The following is an 18,919-nucleotide window of genomic DNA, read 5'->3' as shown; positions in this document are numbered from 1 at the left end:
ACCTGGGGGCACCCCCATAAATCACCGACTGGTCGGTGCGGTTGTGGAGGGCGAGCCTGAACCCATGACTGAGACCCCGACGATGTGGCGTCGCCGCACCGACTCCACGAACCTGCCCGAGCCCCGCCCCTTCATCCGCGTCTACACACCGCCCGGCACGCTGGACTCCCTGGCGTCGTCCTACGAGCGCCTGCTCGACATGGAACGGGACATGTGGTTCGCGTACCCGGAGAAGGGACTGAACCTGGCGGTAGTGGGAGCGTTCCTCCTGATAGAGGGCACGGAGGAAACCCTGTCCCCCTTCCGCGCCGTCGACGGCACGCTGCTGGTCGACTCGGCCCAGACGTACCTGACGCGCCTTGCGGCGGAAGGCGCGGAGATCACGGCTCCCCTGATCCGGGTCCCCACGGGCTCGGGCTTCACGGCCCGCCACCGGGACGGCACGGTGATCGAGTACGTGGAGCACAGGCCGACGGAGGAGGGCCTGTAGGAGGGCCTGTAAAAGGGCCGGTAGGGGGGCCTGTAGGGGTGCTTGTCAGAGGCAGCCCCTAGGGTCCACTCGTGACTACCACTCCCTCCACACACCTCACGCAGACAGCAGACGCCTACGACTCCATCGCCACGGTGTACGCGGGCCTGCCCCGCGACGACCTGCGATCCCCCTCGCTGGACCACGCGTGGATCACCGCGTTCGCCGAACGGGTCCGGGCCGAAGGCGGGGGCCCCGTCGCGGAGTTCGGCTGCGGGCCGGGCCCGGTGACGGCACTCCTCCGGGACCTGGGCCTGAACGCGTTCGGCATCGACCTCTCCCCGGCGATGATCGACCTGGCCCGAGAGGCCTACCCGGACATCCGCTTCGAGGTCGGCTCGACGGAGGCGCTGACCCTGCCCGGCGAGGAGTTGGGCGGCATCGTCTCCTGGTACTCCCTGATCCACACGCCCCCACAGGAACTCCCCTCATACTTCGCGGAGTTCCACAGGGCTCTGGCCCCCGGCGGCCACCTCGTGCTCGCTTTCTTCGAGTCGGAGAACGCCCCGCTCACCCCGTTCGACCACAGGGTGACAACGGCGTACCGCTGGCCGATCGACGACCTGGCGGGCCTCGCCCGCGAGGCGGGCTTCACGGAACTGGGGCGGATGCTGCGGGAGCCGGGGGAGGGGGAGCGGTTCAGGCGGGGGCATCTGCTGATGCGCCGAGGGTGATGCGGGGGGTTTACCGCTGTTCGGCGGTGATGGCCGCCCGCCGCGGCGGGACCTCTACTCAGGCCCGCAGGCCGCGGAGGGTGAGGTCCAGGACCGCCGTGAACGCGTCCTCGATGCCGGGGCGGGACCAGTGGGGCGCGTAGCACGGGTCGTGGAAGCGGGACGTGGCGTCGAAGACCGCTCGGGCCGAGAGGGTGGGGTCAACAGACGTGAAGTCGCCTGTTTCCGCGCCCTCTTGGATGATCGACGTCAGTTGGGACGTCAGGTCCGCGATGTGCGCGTCCACCACTTCGCTGTTCTCGTCGACCAGGACCGAGTACGTGGCGAAGAGTTCGGGGTCGTCGCCCGCCTTGTGCTGCTTCGCGGCGAAGAGGCCCGCCAGCCACAGGCGGAGCTTCGCCTCGGGGGACTCCGGGCCGGTGACGATCGTGGAGAGCGTCTGCGACGTACGGTCCAGCCAGCGCCGCGTCACCGCGCCGCGCAGCTCCGCCTTCGTGCGGAAGTGGCGGTACACCGTGCCGTGGCTCACCCCGAGCGCGCGGGCCACGTCGACCACCGTGGCCTTGGCCGCGCCGTGCCTGCGCAGCACCTCCTCGGTCGCTTCGAGGATGCGCTCGGGGGTCAGGGGAGCCGCGGTTGCTGCCATGGCTAGACCGTACCCGGGGGCGATCAGTGCTCGCTGTCGAGGTGTGCCATCTGGGAGTCCGGGTAGCGGGCTCCGGCCGCCGCGCCCGCGGGGACCGCTGCCTCGATCGCGGCCAGGTCGGCGGCGTCGAGCGTTACGTCCAGGGCGGCGAGTGCCTCTTCGAGGCGGGCGCGCGTACGAGCGCCCACCAGCGGCACGATCGACGCGCCGCCGTGCCGGGTGCCCTGCGCCAGGACCCAGGCGATCGCGGTCTGCGCCACGCTCACGCCCTTCTGGTCGGCGATCTTCCGCAGCGCGTCGACCAGGTCGAGGTTGCGGTCGAGGTTCTCGCCCTGGAAGCGGGGGCTCATCGAACGGAAGTCGTTCGCGGCCAGCTTGCGGTCGCGGGTGAAGTGGCCGGAGATCAGGCCGCGCGAGAGGACCCCGTACGCCGTCACGCCGATGCCGAGCTCCGCGACCGTCGGCAGGATCTCCGCCTCGATGCCGCGCGAGATGAGGGAGTACTCGATCTGGAGGTCGGAGATCGGTGCCGTGGCCGCCGCCCGGCGGATCGTGCCCGGGCCGACCTCGGAGAGGCCGATGTGCCGTACGTAACCTTTCTCGACCAGTTCCGCGATGGCGCCCACCGTCTCCTCCACCGGTACGTCCGGGTCGATGCGAGCGATGCGGTACACGTCGATGTGGTCGACGCCGAGGCGCTGGAGCGAGTACGCGGCGAAGTTCTTGACCGCGGACGGGCGGCCGTCGTAACCCGACCAGCCGCCCGCCGGGTCGCGCAGCGCGCCGAACTTCACGCTGGTCAGCGCCTGTTCGCGGCGGGCCGCCGGGGCGGAGCGCAGGGCTTCGCCGATCAGCATCTCGTTGTGGCCCATCGCGTAGAAGTCGCCGGTGTCGAGGAGCGTGACGCCCGCCTCCAACGCGGCGTGGATCGTCGCGATCGACTCCGTGCGGTCCGCTTCCCCGTAGAGCGCGGACATGCCCATGCAGCCGAGGCCGAGTGCGGACGTCCGGGGGCCGGTGTTTCCAAGAGTGAGAGTACGCATGCCTTCACCATGGCATGACGGATGACAGATTTCAATATCTGTCATCCGTTATCTGTCATCCGTCATCTGATACCGGTCACGTGTCCGGCGCTCAGGTCATTGCTCGCGGCAACCGCAGGCTCAGGCCCGCAAGCCCCAGAAGTCCCACCAGCTGCACCCCCAGCGCGCCCACGAACGCGTCCCGCATGCCGATGTCCGGCACCAGTGCCAGGAAGAGCGAGCCGACCGTCGCCACGCCCAGGGCCAGGCATGATTGCTGCACCGTCGCGGCCAGACCGCTGCCCGCGCCCGCCCGCGCGGCAGGCACCGCCGAGAGCGCGATCCGGTAGTACAGGGCCAGCTGCACGCCCTGCCCGAGGCCGCACAGGAGCAGCCCGGGGGCGAGGGCGAGCGGAGGGAGGGTGGACCACCGCACCGTCAGGGCCAGGACCGTCAGGCCCGCGGCGTGCACCAGGGCCGCGCGCGTCATCGCACGCGTACCCCAGCGCCGCACCAACCGCGGCACGAGCATCGCCGCCGGGACCTGCGTCAGACCCATCGGGATCACGGTCAGGCCCGCCTTCAACGCCCCGTAACGCAGGCCCTGTTGGAGGACGATCGCGAAGCAGAACATGAAGCCGCTGAAACCGACGAAGATCGGCAGGCCCAGGGCCAGGCTCTTGCGTACGGCGGGCTCGCGCAGCAGCGACGGGGGCAGTAGCGGGCTGCCGCCGGTACGTTCGGCGCGGCCCTCCACCGCCCCGAACGCCCAGCCGAGCAGCGGCGCCGCGAGCAGCAGGAGCACGGACCACAGCGGCCAGCCCGTCGTACGCCCCTCCGTCAGCGGCAGCAGGAGCGCGGTCAGCGCGGCGGCGAACAGGACGGTGCCCAGGACGTCGCCCCGCGCGGGCCGCTCCGCGCGGCTGTCGGGCACCGCCCGCACCCCGACGAGCAGGGCCGCGGCCGCGACCGGCACGTTGACGAGGAACGCCGCCCGCCAGCCGGTGCCGCCCAGGTCAGCGGCGACGAGGGCGCCGCCGAGTGCCTGGCCGAGCAGGCCCGCGATGCCGCTCACCGCGCCGTACAGCGCGACGGCCCGGGCCCGGCGCTCGCCCCGCGTCGTCGCGTGCAGCGTGCCGAGGACCTGCGGCAGCATCAGCGCGGACGCGGCGCCCTGCGCCACCCGCGCCCCGACCAGCCACCACGCGCCCGGCGCGAGCCCGCAGGCCAGCGAGGTCACGCCGAAGGCTGCCACGCCCCACAGGAACAGCTTCCTGCGTCCGTACGTGTCGCCGAGCCGGCCGCCGAGCACGAGCAGCACGGCGTACGCCACCGCGTACCCCGCCACGACCATCTCCAGCGTGGCGGGGGAGGCGTGCAGGTCGCGCTCGATGCTGGGCAGGGCGACGTTGACGATGAAGAAGTCGATGCTGGAGAGGGAGGCGCCGAGGAGGAGGGTGAGCAGGCCGGGGGTCGTGAGGGGAGACGGGGGGCGGGTGGGGGTGGGGGCGGCGAGGGAAGGGGGTGTGAGAGTCACGGGTATGAGGGTGGGGCGGGCCTCCAGGGGGGTACCAGAGTCTCTTTATCCTGGTAGCAGGCGCACCTGGAAACAGGCTGCGGTATGGGTCAGTCTTGAACGGTGACTATTACAACGGGGACCTCAGGGGCCGGGGCGACGGATCCCGCTGAGCCCGCCGCCGACATCCGCCGCCAGGAGCTCGCCGCATTCCTCCGCAGCCGCCGCGAGCGCGTCACGCCCGAGCAGGTGGGGCTGGTCCGCGGGACCCGACGCCGCACTCCGGGGCTGCGGCGCGAGGAGGTCGCGCAGCTCTCCAACGTGGGCGTCACCTGGTACACGTGGCTGGAGCAGGCCCGGCCCATCAAGGTGTCCGCGCAGGTCATCGACGCGATCGCGCGGGCGCTGCGCATGGACCCCAGCGAGCGCGCGCACCTCTTCGCACTCGCCGGTGCCATCGACACGCGCCCCGAGGCGGAGTGCAACGCCCTCTCCGCGGAGGTGCGGCGACTCCTCCGCCGCCTCACGCCCTACCCGGCCACCGTGCAGAACGGCCGCTACGACGTCCTCGCGTACAACCGCTCCTGGACCCACGTCTTCGGCGACTTCGACGCGATGGAGCCGCGCGATCGCAACTGCCTGTGGCTCCTCGCCACCAGCGGGAGCTGGCGGGAGACCTTCCTCGACCGGGACGAGATGCTGCGCGACCTCGTCGCGAAGTTCCGCGGCTCCATGGCCGAGCACGGCGCCGAGCCCGCGTGGAAGGAGCTGCGGGACCGGCTCGTCGGGGCGTCCGCGGAGTTCCGCGAGCTGTGGGAGCGGCACGAGGTCGCGACGATGTCGCCGCACGTCAAGCGCTACCAGCACCCGAAGGTCGGCCTGCTCCGCCTGGAGCACCGGATGCTGTGGATGGCCCCGCTGGTGCAGTCGTACCGCCTGATCGCGTACGTCCCCGCCGACGACGCGACCGAGGAGCGGCTGGAGAGGCTGGCCGAGTTGTCGGAGCCGCCGAAGCTGCCAGTGGGGGAGGGCGGGGCGGCCGTCGGTACCGGGGGAAACGGGCGGTCCGCGCGTGAGGGACAATAGAGGGTCCCGTCGTCCGTCCCGGAGATCATCGATGCCGTCCCTGCCGAAGCCCCTGTCGATCGGCCCGCACACCGTGCAGCCGCCCGTCGTGCTCGCCCCCATGGCGGGCATCACGAACGCGCCGTTCCGGACGCTGTGCCGCGAGTTCAGCGGCGGCAAGGGCCTCTTCGTCAGCGAGATGATCACCACGCGCGCCCTGGTCGAGCGCAACGAGAAGACCATGCAGCTGATCCACTTCGACGAGACGGAGAAGCCCCGCTCGATCCAGCTGTACGGCGTCGACCCCGCCACCGTCGGCAAGGCCGTCCGCATGATCGCGGAAGAGGGCCTCGCCGATCACATCGACCTGAACTTCGGGTGCCCCGTACCCAAGGTCACCCGTAAGGGCGGCGGCTCCGCGCTCCCGTACAAGCGGCCGCTGCTGCGCGCGATCCTCCGCGAGGCCGTCAGCGGCGCCGGGGACCTGCCCGTCACGATGAAGATGCGCAAGGGCATCAACGACGAGCACATCACCTTCCTGGACGCGGGCCGCATCGCGGTCGAGGAGGGCGTCACGGCGATCGCCCTGCACGGCAGGACGGCCGCCCAGCACTACGGCGGCACCGCCGACTGGGACGCCATCGCCCGCCTCAAGGAGCACGTCCCCGAGATCCCCGTGCTCGGCAACGGCGACATCTGGTCGGCGGCCGACGCGGTCCGCATGATGAACGAGACGGGCTGCGACGGCGTCGTCGTGGGCCGCGGCTGCCTCGGCCGCCCCTGGCTCTTCGGCGACCTGGTCGCCGCCTTCGAGGGCACGGGCGCGCCCAAGGCGCCGACCCTGCGCGAGGTCTCCGCCGTCATGCTGCGCCACGCGACGCTCCTCGGCGAGTGGATCGGCGACGAGGCGCGGGGCGTCATCGACTTCCGCAAGCACGTGGCCTGGTACCTGAAGGGCTTCGCGGTCGGTTCGGAGATGCGCAAGCGTCTCGCGATCACCTCCTCGCTCGCCGAACTGGAGGACGGGCTCGGCGAGTTGGACCTGGACCAGGCCTGGCCCGTCGGGGCCGACGGTCCCCGTGGACGTACCTCCGGGAACAACCGCGTCGTGCTGCCGGACGGCTGGCTGAAGGACCCCTACGACTGCGCGGGCATCAGCGAGGAAGCGGAACTGGATACGTCGGGCGGCTGAGGTCCTCAGGTCTGAGATTGAGGTCCTCAGGCCTAAGTGAGTGTCACCGTCACGGGAAGCTCCTTGATCCCGTTGACGAAGTTGGAGCGTACGCGCCGCACCTCACCCGCGACGCGGATGTCCGCGAGTCGCGGCAGCAGCTCCTCGAACATGATCCGCATCTCCAGGCGGGCCAGGGAGTTGCCGAGGCAGAAGTGGGGGCTGCCCTTGCCGAAGGTGACGTGGTCGTTGTTCTCGCGGGTGACGTCGAAGCGGTACGGGTCCGGGAAGGCGTCCTCGTCGCGGTTGCCGGAGGCGAACCACATGACGACCTTGTCGCCCGCCCTGATCAGCTTCCCGCCGAGCTCGACGTCGCACGTCGCCGTCCGCCGGAAGTGGTAGACGGGCGAGGCCCAACGCAGGCACTCCTCAACGGCGTTCGGTATGAGCGAGGGGTCTCGGACGAGCCGCTCCCGCTCCTCCGGGTGCTCGATCAGTGCGAGCATGGAGTGCGAAATGGCGTGCCGGGTCGTCTCGTTGCCGGCGACGACGAGCAGCAGGAAGTAGTTGTCGAAGTCGGTGGCGGAGAGCGGCACGCCGTCCTTGGGTGAGCTGTTCACCAGCGCCGTCACGAGGTCGTTCCCGCCCCCGCCCCGCCGCCGGGCTGCCAACTCCCGCCCGTACGCGAAGACTTCGAGGGAAGCGGGGGACCTGAAGGGAAGATTGCGGTACTGCCCGCTCTCCTCGCTCTCCAGGAGTACGTCGGCGTAGTCCGGGTCGGTGTTGCCGATGATGCGGTTGCCCCAGTCGATGAGCTGCTGCGTGTCGCCTCCCGGGACGTCGAGCATGCGGGCGAGCACGTTGATGGGGAAGTCCGCGGACACCTCACGCACGAAATCGAACGTGCCTTTGGGCAGGGCGGCGTCGAGCGTACGGGCGGTCAGGCCCCGCAGGAACGTCTCGTACGTGGCGACGGCGCGCGGCGTGAACCGCTTCTGCAGGATGAGCCGCATCGCCCGGTGCCGGAGCCCGTCGGTTTCGAGGAGCGACCGGCGCACAGCGATGTAGTCGTCGTCCACCTCCTCCAGGTTGGTGAACATCTCGGAGGTGAAGGTCTCGGGGTCGCGGTCGACGCGCACGATGTCGGCGTGCCGGGTGACCGCCCAGAAACCGGAGTTGGGCGGGGGCTCGGGCTGCCAGTGGACGGGGTCCTCGCGGCGCAGCACGTCGAACATGCGCCAGGGCAGCTCGCGGTCGGTGAACCGGTCGTTGTCGGCGAGGTCGACGTCGGCGAGAGGGAGGGGCGGGGTGTCCGTACGCATGGGGATGCTCCCTTTCGAGGCTCGGGTTCGGGCTTTCGGGGCTCGGGGGTGTCGACCCGGCGCCCGGCGGTCAGATGAGGAGTGCGTACTCCTCGAACTCCCAGTCCGTGACGGCCTGTTGGTACCGCTCGACCTCGTTGCGCTTGTACGTCAGGAACGCGCGGGTGAAGTCCGCGCCGAGGAGGCCGGTGAGCGCCTCGTCGGCCTCCAGGGCGTCGAGGGCCTCGGGGAGCGTGGCGGGGAGGCGGGGTGCGGAGGACTCGTCGTAGCCGTACCCCTCCAGCGGGGCGGGCGGTTCGGGGCGGTCGCGCAGGCCGAGCAGGACGGCGGCGACGGTGCCGGCGACGAGGAGGTAGGGGTTGGCGGAGGCGTCGCCGAGGCGCAGCTCCAGGCGGGTTCCGGTGCCGCGCTCGGGCGGGATGCGGACCATGGCGCTGCGGTTGTCCAGTCCCCAGTCGATCAGCCAGGGGGCGAGGGTGTCGGGCCCGAAGCGTTTGTACGAGTTGACCGTCGGGTTGAGCAGGGCGGCCAGCGCGGGGGCGTGCCGCAGGACGCCGCCGACGGCGTGCCGGGCGGTGGCGGAGAGCCCGTACTCGGCGCGCGGATCGTCGAAGACGTTCCGCCCGTCGCTGTCGACGAGCGACAGATGCACGTGGAACCCCGACCCGCCGAGCCCGTTGAACGGCTTGGCCATGAAGGTCGCGAGGCGCCCCTCGTGGCGGGCGGTCTCCTTGACGGCGGCCTTGAAGAAGAAGGCGCGGTCGGCGGCGTCCAGGGCGCCGGAGTGGTCGAGGTTGATCTCGAACTGCCCGCCGTCGAACTCGTGGTTACCGGCGATGACGCCGATGCCGAGTGCCTCCAACTGGCGGAGCGTGCGCAGCAGATGGCCGTCCGGGTCGCCGCGTCGTCCGGCGCTGTAGACGTTGCCGGTGGCGGCGCCGTACGGGGTCCAGCCGGAGGGGGCGGTGGGGGAGGAGTCGCAGAGGAAGTACTCCAGCTCGGGGCCGACGATCGCGGCGAGGCCGGGGTGTCCGACGGTGCCTTCCTGTCCTGAGGTGTAGTCGTCGGCGTGCGCGAGTACGCGCTTCAGCAGGGCGCGTGGGGACTCCGGTACGGGTCCTTCGGTGAGCGGGTCCAGGCTGTCGCCCAGGCACCAGGCGACGCCGGGCTCCCACGGCAGGGGCTTCAGGGTGGCGAGGTCCGGCTGTACGCAGATGTCGGGGAGTCCCGCGTCGAGTCCGCCCGCGACGGGGACGACGTCGCCTCGCGGGGTGGTGTGGTAGACGGCCCTGCAGAAGGTCAGGCCGTGTGTGCAGGCGCTCGGCAGCTGGCCCAGGAGGACGTCTCTGCCTCGGTCGGCGCCCAGGAGGTCGGGGTAGACGACGCGGACGACGTCGGTGCCGGTGGCTCGGAGGTTCTCCACGGTGACCGTGGCCGTGGCCTGAACGGTCTTCGCCTTGCCCTGTGATGGTGCGCTCGCTTCACTCACCCGTGTCCCAGCCTTTCCGGGGGCGCGGTGCGCGATTTGTTTGACTCCAAACGGTAGGGAGGGCGGGGCGGGGCCGCAAGTGTCTGTGCGGGTGGGTTTGTTGCCGTGACCCCCTGCGACGTCCTGCGCGGGTAGGAGCGCCGAGCCCGCCGCTTCGCGGCGGATCACTCCCGCCCGCCCGCCCGTTCACCCCGCGACGCCGTGTGCGGGTAGGGGCGCCAAGCCCGCCGCTTCGCGGCGGATGTTCCCCACCCGCCCGCCCGTTTGCCCCGCGACGTCCAGCGGGAGTAGGGGCAGGGGCGGCGGTCCCACCGGGCCGCAGTCGCGAGCGCGCCGGAGGGGACGTGGGGGTATGTGCGCACGGAGCACCGAGCACACCCCCACGGCCGGGAATGTCGGGCGCGGCGCAGGGATAGCGAGTACGTACATACCCGCGCGGCCCCGCCCCCACAGACGAACCGAAGGCGCACCCACCCCCACCGACCCGCACCGACCCGCGAGACGCGAGGGGACACAGGGGTATGTGCGCGCGGCCGCAGGGACAGCGAGTACGTACATACCCGCGCCGCCCAGCCCCCCGCTCCCCCCGCCCCCCGGCGGGCCGAGGCGCAGACCCCGCCCGAGGCGCCCCCGCCAGAAACCGTGACAGCCCCCCGCCCCCCGGCGTATCGTACGGCCTCAAACGACACCGAATGGGGGTGCGCCGATCATGATCGGAGTCCGTGGGTTCTATCCGCCCAAGAGCGCCACCGGCCGCTCCTCCCTGATCCCCGCACCCCCTTGGCGCTACTCCGGCGACCTCCTCACCATCGAGTACCGCACCAACCCCGCCCGCGTCCGCGAACTCCTCCCCGAGCCGCTGGAACCGGCCCCCGAGGACCCCGGCGCCGTCGCCCTCATCTGGGCCGACTGGCAGTCGTGCGGGGATGACAGGGCGGAGCTGCTCGACCCCGTCCGCGCCCAGTACAAGGAGTGCTTCGCGGTGGTCCGCTGTGCCTACCGCGCCCGCACCTACTCCCGCTGCGTGTACATCTGGGTCGACAAGGACTTCGCCGTCGCCCGCGGCAATCACCAGGGCTACCCGAAGAAGCTCGGCTCCATCCACCTCACCCGGCCCCACCCCTACGGCCCCGCCCCCCGCATCGAGCCCGGCGCCGCCTTCGGTGCCACGCTCGCCGCCGCCGACCGCCGCCTCGCCCAGGCCGTGGTGACACTGCGGGAGCCGTCCGAGACCAACGGGTTCGTGAACGCGCATCCCATGGCCCACCACCGCCAGCTTCCCGCCATCGACGGCAAGGGGCTCGCCCTCGACGAGCTGATCGCGTCGGGCGCCGCCGCGTTCGAGGGCGGTCAGGCGTGGTCGGGCGACGCGGACCTGGCCCTCTTCGACGCGCCCACGGAGGAGCTGGCCGAGCTCACGGTCGACGAGCCCATCGGCGCGTACTACCGCCAGGTGGGCGTCACATGGAACGGCGGCACCTTGCTGGAGCGAAACCTCTAGCCACCCACGACGCGCCTTTCCTCCCCCTCCCCGACCCCCGCATAGATCTCCGGCCGCTCGACCCGCAGCCAAGCTCCCCACCCGACCCCCACCCCCGCCGCGACCAGAATGAGCCCCGGCAGGATCCACCGCAGTGGGTTGTCCGACGAAACCCCCAGCTGGACGCTGAAGTTGGTGAGGGCGAGCCAGAAGATGACGGCGAGTGCGGCGCCCGAGAGGACGGGTGCGATCAGCCGGTGCCAGAGGGGCTCGCCCAGCTCGGGCCGGCGCGCGAAGTACGCGACGACGGACGCCGACGTGGCGAACAGGAGCAGGATCACACCGAGCGCGCCGAGGTTGGTCAGCCAGGTGAAGACGTCGGCGACGGGGTCGCGCCCGGCCAGGGCGAAGACCCCGATGACGGTGGCGGTGACCGCGGTCTGCAGGAGCGAGCCACGGTGCGGCGAGGAGTGCCGCCGGTGGAGGACGCCGAGGCCGCGCGGCAGGACACCTTCCCGGCCGAGCGAACGCACGTACCGCGCGACGGCGTTGTGGAAGGAGAGCAGCGCCGCGAGCAGGCTGGTGATCAGGAAGAACTGGGCGAGGTCGGAGAAGACCGTGCCGAGACTGGAGTCGCTGAGCGAGAACATCATCTGCGGCCCCTGCTCCGCGGCGACCCGCGTAGCCCGCCCCGTCCCCGCGCCGCTGACCATCGCCCAGGCCGTGGCGGCGTAGAAGACGCCGATGAGCCCGACGGCGATGTACGTGGCGCGCGCCACGGTGCGGCGCGGATCCCGGCACTCCTCGCTGTACAGCGCGGCCGACTCGAAGCCCATGTACGCCGCGAACACGCAGCACAGCGCGACGCCGAGTGAGCCGTCCGTGGCGGCGCCCCAGGTGAGCGGCGCGGCCGAGACGCCCTCGGGGGCGTGGGCGAACGCGCCGATGTCGAAGACGAGCACCGTGCCGAACTCCAGGACGAGCAGCACGGCGAGGACCCGTACGCCCACGTCGACGCGGCGGTAGCCGAGCGCTCCGACGACCGCCGTGCAGGCGAGCACGAGGACCCACCAGGGGATCTCCACCCCGGTCCGCGCGTCGATGAATTCCGCGGTGGTGGCGCCGAAGAGGCCCGCGATGCCGATCTGCATGGCGTTGTACGAGAGCAGCGCGACGAAGGCCGCGCCGACGCCCGGGATGCGGCCGAGACCGCGGGCGGTGTACGCGTAGAACGCCCCGGCACCCGTGATGTGGCGGCTCATCGCCGCGTATCCGGCGCTGAAGAGCGCGAGTACGACGGCTGTCAGGAGGTAAAGGAGGGGTATCCCGAGGATGCCCGTGATGCCGAGGGACTGCGGGACGCCGCCCGCGGCCACGGTCAGCGGCGCGGACGCGGCGATCACGACGAAGACGATGCCCGCGACGCCGATGCGGCGTTCGGGGACGGTGGGGGAAGCGGGCATGGTGGGGGGAGTGGGGGGTGTGGGTGTGGCGGGGGAGTCGAGGGCCATGCCGAACTCCGTTGAGAGGTGGGCGCATCCGCTCGGGACGCGTTATCGTTTGAGCCCGTACGAAATTCGAGTGGCGCCGATGGTACGGAGGCGCATGCACCGCGGCAAGAGGGGGACACGGACGTGACGGGCGATCGCACCATCCACGAGACCGAGAAGGCGGTCAGGGCCAAACTCGGCGGCACACCCATGGCGTACGAGCAGATGGCCGCCGTGTCGAACATCTACCGGGCGGCCGCGGCCGTCCGCCAGCACTTCGAGAACTCCGTCCTGCGCGGCGCCGAACTGACGTGGACGTCGTTCGTCGTGCTCTATGTGGTCTGGATCTGGGGCGAGATGGAGACGCGGTACGTCGCCGAGGAGGCGGGCATCTCCAAGGGCACGCTGACGGGTGTCGCCCGTACGCTCATGGGCCGGGGCCTGCTCGAGCGCCGGGGGCACCCGGAGGACGGCAGGCTCGTCCTGCTCCGCCTCACGGACGAGGGGGAACGCATGATGGGAGAGGTCTTCCCCGCCTTCAACGCGGAAGAGGCGTTCGTGACGGAGGGGTTGACGGACGCGGAGTGCGAAACGCTCGCGGACCTGCTCCGCAAGATCGTCGTACGGACGGAGGAGAAGGGCGACGACCGCAGGCAGAACCTCCTGAACGGCGCACCCCCCACCCCCCGCCGCAGCGGCCGCAAGCCTCGCCCGGTCAGCTAACCCAACAGCCCCACCCCCGCCCCCCGCCCCGCCCACGCCTCCGCAGCCTGGACCAACCCCCCGAACAACCCCTGCTGTCCCCCGTCCACGGCCGCCGTGTCCTCCGGGTGCCACTGGACAGCCGCGAACCACCCCCGCGCCTCCGGCAGTTCGAGCGCCTCGACCGTCCCGTCGTCCGCCCATGCCGAGGGGACGAGCCCTCGCCCGGGCCGCTCCACGCACTGGTGGTGGTAACAGGACACGTCCGTCTGCGCGGCACCGAGCGCCCGCCCCACCACCGACCCCGCCGCCACCCGCACCGCATGCACCTTGTGCCGGTGCTCCGCCGCCGGGCCGCCCATGTCCTGGCGCAGCGTGCCGCCGAGCTCGACGTTGACCACCTGCATGCCCCGGCAGACCGCCAGGGTCGGGAGCCCGCGCGACAGTGCGCAGCGGGCGAGCGCGAGGTCGAACTCGTCCTGCGCGTCGTCGACGTCGTACACGGCGCCGTGCACCTCGACCTCGGCATCGGCCTCGACCTGCGCACCGGCCTCGGCCGCGTACCGCCAGGGCGCGACGTCCCCGCCGCCGGGGAGCAGCAGCCCAGCGCAGCGTGAGAGCCGGTCGGCCGCCTCGTCCGGTGGCCCGGGATGCATCATGAACGGTTCGCCGCCCGCGCGGACCACCGCGTCGGCGAGGGCGCGCGCGGTGACGACGGCGGCGTAGCGCAGGGCGGAGGTCGTCGCGGCGTACCGCTGGGGGAGGGCGATGAGGGGGCGAGCGTGCGCGGGCCGGGGCATCGGCATGGCTGGCTCCCGGAAGCGGACCTGTCGTGCGGGTACAAACTCGTTTGGATTCAAACAATAACTCAACACCGAACCCGCTACGAGGGGTTGACCCCACCCCAACCCCTCCCTAATGTTGTTTGGGTTCAAACGAATTGGAGGCAGTGATGGCTCCTCCCACCCCCGCACCCACGGGGCACCCGCCGCACACCGCGACCGTCGCCGGCGTGCCCGTCGACACCCGCCACTGGATCGACGGCACCCGAGTCGCCTCGCCCGCCGCCTTCACCGACCACTCGCCCATCGACGGCACCCCGCTCGCCGGGATCGCCCGCGGCACCGCCGCCGAGGCCCGCGCCGCCGTGGCCGCCGCCGACGCCGCCTTCACCGGCGGGTCCGGCCGGACCGGCTGGGCCGCGACGCCCCCCGCCGAGCGCGCCGCGCTGCTGCACGCCGTCGCCGACGGCGTCGACGCCCGCGCCGAAGAGCTCGCCGCCGTGGAGACCGCCGACAACGGCGCCCTCCTCCGCTCGCACCGCCGAGGCGTACTGCCCCGCGTCGCCCACAACTTCCGCTACTTCGCCGACCGCCTCCTCGCCCTCTCCCACGACGACTTCGACACCCGCGGCCACACCAACCACGTCAGCTGGGACCCGGCGGGCCCCGCCGTCCTCATCACGCCGTGGAACGCGCCGCTGATGCTGTCCAGCTGGAAGATCGCCCCCGCGCTCGCCGCGGGCTCCACCGTCGTGCTCAAGCCCTCCGAGTGGACCCCGCTCACCGCCTCCCTCCTCGCGGACATCACGCACGAGGCGGGGCTGCCGCCCGGGGTCTTCAACGTCGTGCAGGGATACGGGGACGAGGCCGGCGCGGCCCTCACCGCCCACCCCGACGTGCGCCGCATCAGCTTCACCGGCTCCGTGCCCACCGCTCGCCGCATCGCCGCGGCCGCCGCCGCGCACCTCGTCCCGTGCGGCTTCGAGCTCGGCGGCAAGTCACCGCTGCTCGTCCTCGCCGACGCCGACCTGGACCTGGCCGCGGACCTCGCCGTGGAGCAGTACGACAACGCGGGCCAGATCTGCCTCGCCGCCACCCGCATCCTCGTAGAGGAATCCGTGCGCGACGCCTTCCTCGGCCGCTTCCTCGACCGCGCGGCCAAGCTGACCCAGGGCGACCCGCGCGACGAGGCCACCGACATCGGGCCCAGCATCCACCCCCGGCACGTGGAGCGCGTCGACGGATTCGTGCGCCGCGCACTGGCCGCGGGCGCCACAGCCGTCATCGGCGGCGCCCGCGGCCCCGGGCCGACCGACGCACCGGGCGGAAACTACTACCTCCCCACCCTCCTCACCGACGTCGACCAGGACTCCGAGATCGTCCAGGAGGAGGTCTTCGGACCCGTCCTGACCCTCCAGACCTTCCCCGACGGCGACGAGAACGAGGCGGTGCGCCTCGCCAACGGCACCCGCTTCGGGCTCGCCGCCACCCTCGTCGCGGGGGACCGCGAACGCGCGGCGCGGATCGGCGCTCGGCTCGTCGCGGGCACGGTCTGGGTCAACTGTTTCTACGTACGCGACCTCTCCGCACCCTTCGGCGGTGCACGCCGCTCCGGCATCGGGCGCGAGGGCGGCGACTGGTCCTTCGACTTCTACTGCGACCTCAAGAACACCGTGACCGCGCCGAAGGGCTGGGCCGACCATGGGTGAGATCGTCGGAGCCGGGCTCCTCGCCCACGTCCCCACCATCGTGCTGCCCGAGTCCACCCGCAAAGAGCTCAACGAGGGCCGCGAGATCAGCCTCGTCCCCGGCCTGCGCAAGCTGCGCGCCGACGTCTTCGAGACGCTCGACTACGACACCGTCGTCGTCCTCGACTCGCACTGGGCGACCACCGTCGAGTTCGTGATCTCCGCGCAGCCCCGCCGGGCAGGCCTCTTCACCTCCGAAGAGCTGCCGCGCGGCATGTGCCGCATGCCGTACGACTACCCCGGCGACCCCGAACTCGCCGCCTCCGTCGCCCGTTTCGCGGAGAAGCACGGCACCTGGATCACCCCGATCGACGACCCCTTCCTGCCCGTGTACTACGCCACCATCAACCTGTGGACGTACCTGGGCCACGGCCTCCCCGCGAAGAAGTGGGTCTCGATCGGGGTCTGCCAGACCGGTGACGCCGAGGACCACCTGCGGCTCGGCCGGGCGCTCGCCGACGGCATCGGCGCGCTGCCCGGACGCAGGGTCCTGCTCATCGCGTCCGGCGCCCTCTCGCACACGTTCTGGCCGCTGCGCGAACTCCGCGCCCACGAGTCCAGCGACCCCGCCCACATCCGTACGCCCGAGGCACGCGCGGCCGACCACGCACGGATCGAATGGCTCGAACGCGGCGACCACGCCCAAGTCCTGCGCACGATGCCGGAGTTCCTCACCCACAAGCCGGAAGCGCGGTTCGGGCACTACCTGATGATGATCGGCGCCCTCGGCGAGGAGCGCTGCACCGCGCCCGGGCGGGCCTACAGCGCGTACGAGAACTCCATCGGCACGGGACAGATGCACCTGTGGTTCGACCGCCCGGCGTCCGGCTGGACCGGCTCGACCCCCGAAGCGGAGGCGACGGCATGAGGGCGACCGCGACGGAATACCGCCGCATCCTGCTCGACGGGTCCGCCGTCCAGGTCGTGCGCGAGGGCGACGAACTGATCGCCGCGGACGGCCGCCGCGTCAAGACGTCCGAGGCCCACCACCTCCCGCCCGTACGCCCGTCCAAGGTCATCGCGGTCCACCTCAACCACCGCAGCAGAGTCGAGGAATTCGGAGCCACGCTGCCACCCGCACCCACCTACTTCCACAAGCCGGTCTCCGCCCTCAACAGCCACGGCGGCGCCGTCGTACGCCCCGAAGGCTGCAAGTACCTCAACTACGAGGGCGAGATCGGCATCGTCATCGGCCGCACCTGCCGCAACGTGGCGCCGGACGAAGCCGCCGCGTACATCGCGGGCTTCACCGTCGCCAACGACTACGGCCTGCACGACTTCCGCGACACCGACGCCGGTTCGATGCTCCGCGTCAAGGGCTCCGACACGCTCTGCCCACTCGGCCCGGGCCTGGTCACCGGCTGGGACTTCCACGGAAAACACCTCCGCACGTACGTCAACGGCGAGCTCGCGCAGGACGGTTCGACCGACGAGATGCAGTGGGACATGCACTACCTCGTCGCCGACATCGCCCGCACGATCACCCTGGAGCCGGGCGACGTCCTGCTCTCCGGAACACCCGCGGGCTCCCGCCCGGTCAGCCCCGGCGACGTCGTCGAGGTCGAGGCGGAGGGCCTGGGACGCCTCACCAACCACATCGTCACCGGCCCGACGGCCATCCGTCCCGATGTCGGGGCCCAGCCCACGGAGTCCGAGGAGGTCCTCTCCACGGCGCTGGGCGGCGACTGGGAGTTCCGAGGCGTCAGACCGCCGCGCCGCTGAGCGAACCCACACCCAAAAGGGCAACCCATCAAAGGAGTTGATCAGCTAAATGAGGGTGATAGTCGACCTGGACGTCTGCCAGGACCACGGGCAGTGCGTCTTCGCCGCGCCGGACATCTTCCGGCTCGACGACGAGGGCCGCCTCGCTTACGTGGACGCGCCCGACGCGGCGCTGCGCGCCGACGCCGAGGACGCCGCCGACGTATGCCCGTTGCAGGCCATCCGGGTCGAGGGCTGAGACATGGAGGGAACGGGCACCGTGCAGAGGCCACGCGGCGACGAGACGCACGGCATCGCGGTCGTGGGCGCGTCGCTCGGCGGACTGCGCGCGGCCGAACAGCTCCGCGCCGCGGGCTGGCACGGCCCGATCACCCTCTTCGGTGACGAGCCCCATCTCCCGTACAACCGCCCGCCGCTCTCCAAGGCCGTACTCGCGGGCCACGCGCCCGCGGCCGGCACGGAACTGCGCAGGCGCCCCAGCGTCGAGGACGTCGAGTGGCGGCTCGGTTCAGCCGTCACGGCCGCGGACCTCACGACGCGCACGCTCACACTGACCGACGGATCGGTCCACATGTACGAGGGTCTGGTGGCCGCGACGGGGGTGCGGCCACGCAGACTCCCGATGCCCGGGGGCCCGCCCCGGCACGTCGTCCGCACGCTGGAGGACTCGGCGGCCCTGGCCGCCGGACTGGCGGCGGGCGCCCGGGTGCTAGTGATCGGATCGGGTTTCATCGGCTGCGAGGTGGCGGCCACCGCGCGCTCGGCGGGGTGCGCGGTGACCGTCGTCGCGCCGGAGACGGAACCGATGGTGCTCGCGCTCGGCCCGCACTTGGCGCGGGCGCTGCGCCACCGCCACGAGGCGCGGGGAGTACGTTTCCGCATGGGCTGCCTGGCGACGGAACTGACCCCACAGGGCTGCCTCCTGAACGACGGCACCGAACTACGGGCGGACCTGCTCGTCGAAGCGATCGGCTCCCTCCCCAACACGGAATGGCTGGCGGCAACGCCCGGCCTCGACCTCACCGACGGCATCCTCTGCGACGCCCACCTGCGCATAGGCGGCATCCCGCACGCGGTGGCGGTGGGCGACGTCGCCCGCTTCCCCAACCCGCGCTACGGTCCCGTGCCACGCCGCGTGGAGCACTGGTCGCTCCCCGGCGAAACGGCCCGCCACGCGGCCCGCACCCTGGTCGCGGCCCTCACGGACACCCCCCGCGACCCGGCGCCCTGCGCCCCGCTCCCCTCCTTCTGGAGCGACCAGTTCACGCTCCGCCTCCAATCGTTCGGCCAACCCGCACTGGCCGACCGCTGCGAACTCCTCCAAGGCGACCCCGCCGCACCCGAAGGGGACCTCCTCTACGCCTACTACCAGGGCGCCCGCCTCATCGGCGTAGCCGCGCTGGGCGGCCCCTCGGCAGCGGCCGCGGCAGCCCGCCACCGCGCCCACCTCATGACGCTGCCGGAGCCGGTGGTCTGACCCGGCACAGGTATGCGGAAGGGGCAGCACCTCTGGCCGGGTGCTGCCTCGTCACGTCCCCATGACGACGGTCCGCATCAGCCG

General features: G+C 71.9%; 18 protein-coding genes. 11 read left to right on the top strand and 7 right to left on the bottom strand.

Features of this window, described 5'->3' with window-relative positions; genetic code table 11:
* The first annotated feature begins 64 nt into the window (after nucleotides 1-64).
* Nucleotides 65-490 (top strand): hypothetical protein, encoded by a 426-nt coding sequence (locus NOO62_RS13380; protein WP_268771117.1) that lies wholly within the window; start codon nucleotides 65-67, stop codon nucleotides 488-490.
* Nucleotides 491-561: 71 nt separating this feature from the next.
* Nucleotides 562-1,203: a class I SAM-dependent DNA methyltransferase gene (locus NOO62_RS13375; RefSeq protein WP_268771115.1), complete on the top strand. Its 642-nt coding sequence runs from the start codon at nucleotides 562-564 to the stop codon at nucleotides 1,201-1,203.
* 58 nt (nucleotides 1,204-1,261) lie between these two features.
* Here NOO62_RS13375 and NOO62_RS13370 read toward each other — a convergent pair whose 3' ends face one another.
* From NOO62_RS13370 to NOO62_RS13360, 3 genes are all read right to left on the bottom strand, one after another.
* On the bottom strand, nucleotides 1,262-1,849 hold the full coding sequence (locus NOO62_RS13370; protein WP_268771114.1) for a TetR family transcriptional regulator: 588 nt from the start codon (nucleotides 1,847-1,849) through the stop codon (nucleotides 1,262-1,264).
* Between the two features lie 23 nt (nucleotides 1,850-1,872).
* Nucleotides 1,873-2,892, bottom strand: a complete 1,020-nt coding sequence (locus tag NOO62_RS13365; RefSeq protein ID WP_268771113.1) for an aldo/keto reductase — start codon at nucleotides 2,890-2,892, stop codon at nucleotides 1,873-1,875.
* 91 nt (nucleotides 2,893-2,983) lie between these two features.
* Entirely contained in the window at nucleotides 2,984-4,408 is a 1,425-nt protein-coding gene (locus NOO62_RS13360; protein WP_268771112.1) for an MFS transporter, read from the bottom strand.
* A gap of 108 nt (nucleotides 4,409-4,516) precedes the next feature.
* Between NOO62_RS13360 and NOO62_RS13355 the strand changes: the two genes are divergently transcribed.
* Both NOO62_RS13355 and dusB read left to right on the top strand, forming a co-directional pair.
* The gene (locus NOO62_RS13355; protein ID WP_414930987.1) at nucleotides 4,517-5,473 is read left to right on the top strand and encodes a helix-turn-helix transcriptional regulator; all 957 of its coding nucleotides are present in this window, start codon (nucleotides 4,517-4,519) and stop codon (nucleotides 5,471-5,473) included.
* A 31-nt stretch (nucleotides 5,474-5,504) separates the two neighbouring features.
* Nucleotides 5,505-6,644 (top strand): tRNA dihydrouridine synthase DusB, encoded by a 1,140-nt coding sequence (gene dusB, locus NOO62_RS13350; protein ID WP_268771110.1) that lies wholly within the window; start codon nucleotides 5,505-5,507, stop codon nucleotides 6,642-6,644.
* 32 nt (nucleotides 6,645-6,676) lie between these two features.
* On the opposite strand, the gene NOO62_RS13345 is transcribed toward dusB, so the two are convergent.
* Nucleotides 6,677-7,945 (bottom strand): cytochrome P450, encoded by a 1,269-nt coding sequence (locus tag NOO62_RS13345; RefSeq protein WP_268771109.1) that lies wholly within the window; start codon nucleotides 7,943-7,945, stop codon nucleotides 6,677-6,679.
* A 70-nt stretch (nucleotides 7,946-8,015) separates the two neighbouring features.
* On the bottom strand, nucleotides 8,016-9,368 hold the full coding sequence (locus tag NOO62_RS13340) for a glutamine synthetase family protein (RefSeq protein WP_268775604.1): 1,353 nt from the start codon (nucleotides 9,366-9,368) through the stop codon (nucleotides 8,016-8,018).
* A gap of 775 nt (nucleotides 9,369-10,143) precedes the next feature.
* On the opposite strand from NOO62_RS13340, the gene NOO62_RS13335 reads away from it, so the two are divergent.
* On the top strand, nucleotides 10,144-10,935 hold the full coding sequence (locus tag NOO62_RS13335) for an acetoacetate decarboxylase family protein (protein WP_268771108.1): 792 nt from the start codon (nucleotides 10,144-10,146) through the stop codon (nucleotides 10,933-10,935).
* Here NOO62_RS13335 and NOO62_RS13330 read toward each other — a convergent pair.
* On the bottom strand, nucleotides 10,932-12,377 hold the full coding sequence (locus NOO62_RS13330) for an APC family permease (protein WP_268771106.1): 1,446 nt from the start codon (nucleotides 12,375-12,377) through the stop codon (nucleotides 10,932-10,934). The genes NOO62_RS13335 and NOO62_RS13330 overlap by 4 nt on opposite strands.
* Before the next feature lie 171 nt (nucleotides 12,378-12,548).
* Here NOO62_RS13330 and NOO62_RS13325 point away from each other — a divergent pair, with 171 nt between their 5' ends.
* Nucleotides 12,549-13,127 (top strand): MarR family winged helix-turn-helix transcriptional regulator, encoded by a 579-nt coding sequence (locus NOO62_RS13325; RefSeq protein WP_268771105.1) that lies wholly within the window; start codon nucleotides 12,549-12,551, stop codon nucleotides 13,125-13,127.
* Here NOO62_RS13325 and NOO62_RS13320 read toward each other — a convergent pair.
* Nucleotides 13,124-13,912 (bottom strand): gamma-glutamyl-gamma-aminobutyrate hydrolase family protein, encoded by a 789-nt coding sequence (locus NOO62_RS13320; protein WP_268771104.1) that lies wholly within the window; start codon nucleotides 13,910-13,912, stop codon nucleotides 13,124-13,126. The two genes, NOO62_RS13325 and NOO62_RS13320, sit on opposite strands and share 4 nt — an antisense overlap.
* Nucleotides 13,913-14,058: 146 nt before the next feature.
* Between NOO62_RS13320 and NOO62_RS13315 the strand changes: the two genes are divergently transcribed.
* From NOO62_RS13315 to NOO62_RS13295, 5 genes are read left to right on the top strand one after another with little or no spacing between them, the layout of a single operon-like run.
* Nucleotides 14,059-15,597, top strand: a complete 1,539-nt coding sequence (locus NOO62_RS13315; protein WP_268771103.1) for an aldehyde dehydrogenase family protein — start codon at nucleotides 14,059-14,061, stop codon at nucleotides 15,595-15,597.
* Nucleotides 15,590-16,504 carry a catechol 1,2-dioxygenase gene (locus NOO62_RS13310; RefSeq protein WP_268771102.1) on the top strand — a complete coding sequence of 305 codons (915 nt, stop codon included), beginning with the start codon at nucleotides 15,590-15,592 and terminating at the stop codon, nucleotides 16,502-16,504. Before NOO62_RS13315 ends, NOO62_RS13310 begins: the two co-directional genes overlap by 8 nt.
* On the top strand, nucleotides 16,501-17,358 hold the full coding sequence (locus NOO62_RS13305; RefSeq protein WP_268771101.1) for a fumarylacetoacetate hydrolase family protein: 858 nt from the start codon (nucleotides 16,501-16,503) through the stop codon (nucleotides 17,356-17,358). The genes NOO62_RS13310 and NOO62_RS13305 overlap by 4 nt, the downstream gene beginning before the upstream one ends.
* 49 nt (nucleotides 17,359-17,407) lie before the next feature.
* Nucleotides 17,408-17,596 (top strand): ferredoxin, encoded by a 189-nt coding sequence (locus NOO62_RS13300; protein ID WP_268771100.1) that lies wholly within the window; start codon nucleotides 17,408-17,410, stop codon nucleotides 17,594-17,596.
* 21 nt (nucleotides 17,597-17,617) lie between these two features.
* Nucleotides 17,618-18,835 carry an NAD(P)/FAD-dependent oxidoreductase gene (locus NOO62_RS13295; protein ID WP_268771099.1) on the top strand — a complete coding sequence of 406 codons (1,218 nt, stop codon included), beginning with the start codon at nucleotides 17,618-17,620 and terminating at the stop codon, nucleotides 18,833-18,835.
* The last annotated feature ends 84 nt before the right edge of the window (nucleotides 18,836-18,919 follow it).

Source organism: Streptomyces sp. Je 1-369 (assembly GCF_026810505.1).
In the GTDB taxonomy this organism is placed as follows: Bacteria; Actinomycetota; Actinomycetes; order Streptomycetales; family Streptomycetaceae; genus Streptomyces.
The sequence above is the reverse complement of the archived record's forward strand: the minus strand, read 5'-3'. Positions and strand labels throughout refer to the sequence as shown.